The sequence below is a fragment of the Candidatus Latescibacter sp. genome (assembly GCA_030692375.1).
Lineage (GTDB): Bacteria > Latescibacterota > Latescibacteria > Latescibacterales > Latescibacteraceae > JAUYCD01.
In genome coordinates this window covers 1-5922 of record JAUYCD010000175.1, presented here as the reverse complement: position 1 = coordinate 5922, position 5922 = coordinate 1, and the positions used below count along the sequence as shown (strand labels likewise).

Genomic DNA, 5922 nt, shown 5'->3' with positions numbered 1-5922 from the left:
GGCTTTATCTCCTTTCATAACAATACCTTAAGTATAATAAATCTAAACCGCCATGTCAAGCTAAATATTCATTTATTTTATTTATTTATAATAACTTATGTCAATATTATCCTTTTGTCGCCCTCGTCTTAATAAGGGGGGTAGGGGGGATTTCTCTTTAGGATGATCACCTCAGCTTACTAAACGACATAACTGTATTTTGTTATTTTCTGTCTTCTGTCTCCTGTCTATATTTTGACGCCCTAATAAAATATCTGAAACCGTCTTTGCATGATAACGTCTTAACAGTGATAACTTTCACAGGGAAAAAAGGGAACAGGGAATGATCTCCAAAGAACTCCTCGATATCCTTGTTTGTCCGGTTTGCAAAGGCAAACTGGATTATGACGAGAAAGAGAATGTGCTTATCTGTCACGAGTCACGTTTGAAATATCCCATCGAGGATGATATTCCGATCATGTTACCGGAGAAGGCGGAAAAATTTTAATTTTTTTTCTTGACCATCTTCATATATTCATTGTATATTAAACGAATTATAATACAGCTTACTTTATTTCGGGGATCAGCAGAAAAGGAGGCATGCATAGTCATACGCTAAGGGTTATGTTGTACGAAATGTATTTCAAAACAAGAGTTTTGGTTCGAGAGTAAGAAAATATTCCCCCTTGCGTCTGACTGATGTCTGCCTTATTTTTTATAAAATTTAAAAATAGGCGTGAGGGTTATCAGACTCTCCGCCTTTTTTTGTAACAGAGAATTGCCATGCCAAAGATATCGAAAGCAATCCGGCTTGTTCCCTTTTTCCTTATGGGGTGCCTGTACCCGTATGCTTCCGGTTACTCCGAAATTATGGTGAAATCCAGCAGCGCCGAAAGGCTGGAACTTTCCTACCGGCCCGGCTCTCCGTCGATAAACACAATTCCGGCCAACGGGAAGATATATTCTCTGTATGGATACGCAGATCACCGGCTGACCGGTGTCGAGGGCGCTCCCTCTCTCCCGGGGATAACTATTCTCTTTGCGGCGCCTTCAGGCAGCGCTCCTACAGTGGCAATTACCGGTCTTTCCCAATCCACCCACCCGGGAATACTCATCGCTCCCCGCCCGAAACTGGTGCGGGACAAGAGCGGTTTTACCGCTGAAATATACCGGGAAGATCCTGTCTCGTACGCCCTGAGCGGATTCCGTCCGACCAATTACGCCCTGCTTGGCGACACTGTGATTATCGGCGGCGTTTCGCTCTGGAACCTTACCTTCTACCCCGTTCTTTATGATGCTCATGCCTCGGTAGCCGCTGTCGCAGACAGTTTCGAGGTAAGCATCATGCTGGGTGGTATCCCGGGCAGGGTTCTCCTCACGGCCAATATCCCCGAAAGCGTCTTGAATCGTGATGTTTTTCTGGAGCCTTCGGAAAGGAAGCTGTTCAAAGCCGCTATGGAAAGCGAAAGCCCGTTCGCCAAAGGCGACTGGTATCGTATTGCCGTCTCGGACAGCGGCATGTACAGCATTACCGGGGCCGACCTGGCCGGCGCCGGTTTCCCGGCCGGTTCCGCCAAAATACAGGATATTCACATGTATTACGGCGGCGGCAGGGTGCTCACTCAGGTTCCGCATGACCCATCGAGCTCGGATTTCCGTGAAATCGCGATCAAAGTGAAGGATATAAACGGCGACGGTATTCTGGATTACACCGATTCGGTGATATTTTACGGGGAAGCCCTCTCTCGGTTCATCGCCCTGCCGGATTCTCAGGCTCTTTATTTCCAGAACCATCCTTATTCCGCCGCCAACATATACTGGATCACCCTTTCTGCCGGCCAGACGCCCAAACGCATGCCGACAGAGGGAGATATCCCTTCCGATACCCTCGCTCCACGCACCACCTACCGGGAGGAATTGCATTTTGAAAGCGAGTATGCGCTTACTTCTCCGGAATCGGGAATCGACTGGTACTGGTCGGCAATTACAAACTCGACCAAAGGCTTTTCATTCCTCACCCCCGGCTGGACGCCGGGAGATTCGACTATTATCCGGGCAGGTTTCCTGAATGATCCCGCCTTTCTTCTACCCCATGATTATGAATTTCTTGTCAATGATATCGGGCCTTACCGCTATAGAATGTCTACCGATTATGAAGGATATATACAGTTTCAGTACCGCAAAGATTTAAAGCAGAACAACCAGCTGAAAATCCGTGAATTGGGCGGAGACCCGGATCATCCGGCATATTTCGACTGGTTTGATGTGGAATATACCCGTACGCTGGAATATTCGGACAACGGCCTTGAATTCTTCATGAAGGGGGAAGGCAATCCGGTCAAGCTTACTGTAAGCAAAGTCATGAGACCCAAAGTAGAGATATATGATACATCCGACCCTTACCTTGTGAAAGAGGTTTCCGGTGTATACGATTCTCAAAACCATACACTTACTGTGCAAGTGCCGCTGCCTGGAAATACCTTTTCCCGGTTTACCCTGTGCGAGCCGTCATCGTATCGCCGCATATCTTCCATCGTGCGGAAAAATTCATCTGATCTCCGAAATCCTGCCAACGGCGCTGATTACATCGCGATATCGCACCCGAAGTTCATTGAGGATGCAAAACGGCTGGCAGCCTGGAGGGCGCAGGACTCGACCATCGAACCCCTCAAATCCATGGCGGTGGATGTGACCGATGTCTATGACGAATTTGCCTGGGGAGTGTTCGATCCGACAGCCATCAGAGATTTCCTGATCTATGCCAGAAACACCTACAAACCCGGAGTGCGCTATTGCTGTCTGATCGGCGATACAACGTATAAATACAAGAATATAGCCCCGGGACAGGCAAGCAGGAATCTCGTACCTACCTTCACCTACAAGAATATGACCTCCGATGATTTCTATACCTGGACCGACATAACCTACACTCCGATTTTTGCCATCGGAAGGCTCTGTGTCAACACCGTGGATGAAGCCCGAAATCTGGTCAGCAAGATCATCGATTACGAGCGGAATCCGGAAATGGGTAAATGGCATAACCGGATTATCCTAATAGCCGATGATGAGATTAACGATGTAACAAAACCTTCAGGACAGGAATCGGTATTTACCTATGCCTCCGAATACCTTGATGTATATGACTATATCCCCCATAGTATCGAACGTGAGAAATTATATGAGATCGAATATCCTCTGAAAAACTTCCAGAAGCCGGATGCCACGGAGGCTCTCATCAAGATGTTCAATGAAGGAAGCGTTCTCGTCAACTTTTACGGCCACGGGAACAGGGATCTGATAACGCACGAACATCTGCTGGTCGGTCCGCGGGATATTGACCGGCTCAATAACGGCGCCAGACAGCCATTGTTCTTATTTGCTTCCTGCGAGGTCGGCAGCTTTGACCGGGTGGATTACACTTCCCTTGCCGAGCTTCTGCACCTGCGGAAAGAAGGCGGTTGTGTGGCGGTCATCGCCGCAGCCAATCAGACATATCAATCTGATAACGAAGTTTTAACCAGAGCATTTTACCCGAACCTGTTCAACACCAAAAAAAATCCCGAAAACCGTATCGGAACCGCTTTGAAAATCGCCAAAGGAGTGAGAGACAATCAAAACTACTCTTTTGACATAACGAATAGTATTCTGGTCGAATATTTCAACCGCTATATCCTGTTCGGCGACCCGGCGACCCGTTTGATGGTACCGAGGTATTCTGTGACGGCGTCTGCGGCGGATACTCTCTTCCGGCTCCAGAAAGTGGATATTCCGGGCGAAGTGAAAAACGGGAGCACCCCGATATCATACAAAGGCACGCTTTCTGTCGAAGCGCAGGGGCCGGTCATCAATAAACGGTACATGATGGCGGGCGGGTATCCCATTAATTATACCGCGCCGGGGAAACTGTTCTATACAGGCGATATTTCCATCAGCGGCAATCGTTTTTCCACTGCATTCGTAGTCCCGAAAGATATCTCGGCAGAGAACAGCGAATCGAGGATCTCCTTTTTTGCCACCGGTGAATTAAAAGAAGCATCCGGGCTGTTGGAACATCGTTCGATCGGAGGTCTCTATCCCGGAGCGCCAATAGATGTAACAGGGCCGGAGATAAAACTCTCATTTAACGGAAAAGTGTTCAAAAGCGGTGACTATGTCCGGCGACAACCCACCCTTCAGGCGGTAATAACCGATCCTTCCGGGATAAATATCTATGGCGAGAGGGGGCACAACCTTACTCTGATGCTCGACAAATCCGATATTACGGTAGTGACCGACCGGTTGAAATTCACGAACGGATATGCCCAGGGAACACTGGAATATGTGCTCCCGATCCTCTCTCCCGGAGAACATACCTTCGAGATGAGCGTATATGATTCATATAACAATGTCACGAAAATTGAAGAAAAAATGTTTGTGATCGGATCGGACACCGGGGACATCACCATCCAGAATCTGCTGAACTATCCCAATCCCATGAAGAGAGACGGCACCACATTCACTTTCAGCCTGACCGATGATGCAGGCTATGCGGACATCAAGGTGTATTCACAGTCGGGAAGACTGGTGGATAAGATGCAGTTCAGCGCCGGATACGGTTTCAATCAGCGGTTCTGGAGACCTTCCGCTGGCATCGCCAACGGCGTATATTTTTACAAACTGACCGTGAGAAGTCTGAACGGCAGAAAAGCTTCAAAAATCGAAAAATTGGTTGTCATGAAATAAAAACCCAAAACGGAGGAATGAACCATGAAATCCTGCACCTTATTTACCCTTCTGGCCGCCCTGGTTTTAGGTTGGGCCGGCGAGGCTTCCGCTACCAATGAAAGCCAGGCTGCCGCCCTCTTCCTGCTCATCAGACCCGGCGCAAAGCAGGCTGCAATGGGCGAGGCCTATTCCGCAGTGGCGGAAGACGCAACCACCGGATTCTATAATCCCGCCGGTCTTGCATTCCAGGACAAGAACAAATCGAATGTCCAGGGGATGCATACCAACTGGCTGCCCAAGCTCGCTCCGGACATGTACTATGAATTCCTCGGATATACCAGATATGTGGAAGGCTGGGGCCACCTGGGATTTAATCTCGTGTATTTCAACCTGGGAGAACAGAACCGTACTACATCCACCTCTTCGGATGTGGTCGGGACCTTCCGCTCGTTCGAAATGATGGTTTCCGGCTCCTACGGCGCCACGATGACCGACAATCTGTCGCTGGGCCTGACATTGAAAGCAATTTACTCCAAGCTGGCAGACGTAGGCCAGGAAGCGGAGCAAGGCAAGGGAGTAGGCACTTCTTTCGCCATCGATGCGGGCGCCATGTACAAGCCGCCGATCCAGGGTCTTTCACTGGCTGCTTCAATTCACAACATGGGACCGAAGATTTCCTATATCGATGTTACTCAGGCGGATCCCCTGCCGCTTAATTTCGTCCTCGGCGCAGCATACAAGCCGATCGATTCTGAATTCAACAGGCTCCTTCTGGTGCTGGATCTGTATAAACCGCTCGTAATGCGGACCGGCTCGCCGATTGAAGCGCTGATCAGGGGATGGTATGACGAACCGATGAAGGATGAGATGCGGCAGATCGACTACCATGCCGGGGCGGAATACACGTATAACAATTTCATGTCCCTCCGCGCAGGATATACCGCCGATATAGACGGAGAGCTGAAAAGCCCCACCTTCGGAGTGGGGATCATATACGAGAAACTCAATGTGGACATCGCCTACTACGCCGGCCGTGACAATCCGCAGCAGGATAGTATGCGTTTCAGCCTGGGGTACAATTTCTAGGATTAAGTCAATGCAATAAAGTTGGATTCATATTCCCCCCTTAACAAGGGGGGATGCCAAAGGCAGGGGGGATTTCTTCTTCCCGGCGAATAAAGATCCCCCCGCCGCTTGAGCGGCGACCCCCTTTTTAAGGGGGTAAAAAGAAAAAGAAAC

At 49.2% G+C, this 5922-nt stretch carries 3 protein-coding genes; all 3 read left to right on the top strand.

Going from position 1 to position 5922, the window contains the following annotated elements; genetic code table 11:
• Positions 1 to 322: 322 nt before the first annotated feature.
• Positions 323 to 487 (top strand): Trm112 family protein, encoded by a 165-nt coding sequence (locus tag Q8O92_10570; protein ID MDP2983758.1) that lies wholly within the window; start codon positions 323 to 325, stop codon positions 485 to 487.
• 275 nt (positions 488 to 762) lie between these two features.
• The gene (gene porU / locus Q8O92_10565; protein ID MDP2983757.1) at positions 763 to 4701 is read left to right on the top strand and encodes a type IX secretion system sortase PorU; all 3939 of its coding nucleotides are present in this window, start codon (positions 763 to 765) and stop codon (positions 4699 to 4701) included.
• Positions 4702 to 4725: 24 nt separating this feature from the next.
• The gene (locus tag Q8O92_10560; protein MDP2983756.1) at positions 4726 to 5769 is read left to right on the top strand and encodes a PorV/PorQ family protein; all 1044 of its coding nucleotides are present in this window, start codon (positions 4726 to 4728) and stop codon (positions 5767 to 5769) included.
• Positions 5770 to 5922 lie beyond the last annotated feature (153 nt).

Coding starts and splice junctions, on each gene's coding strand:
- Q8O92_10570 (MDP2983758.1), top strand. CDS start 323: ATGATCTCCAAAGAACTCCTCGATATCCTTGTTTGTCCGGTTTGCAAA.
- Q8O92_10560 (MDP2983756.1), top strand. CDS start 4,726: ATGAAATCCTGCACCTTATTTACCCTTCTGGCCGCCCTGGTTTTAGGT.
- porU (MDP2983757.1), top strand. CDS start 763: ATGCCAAAGATATCGAAAGCAATCCGGCTTGTTCCCTTTTTCCTTATG.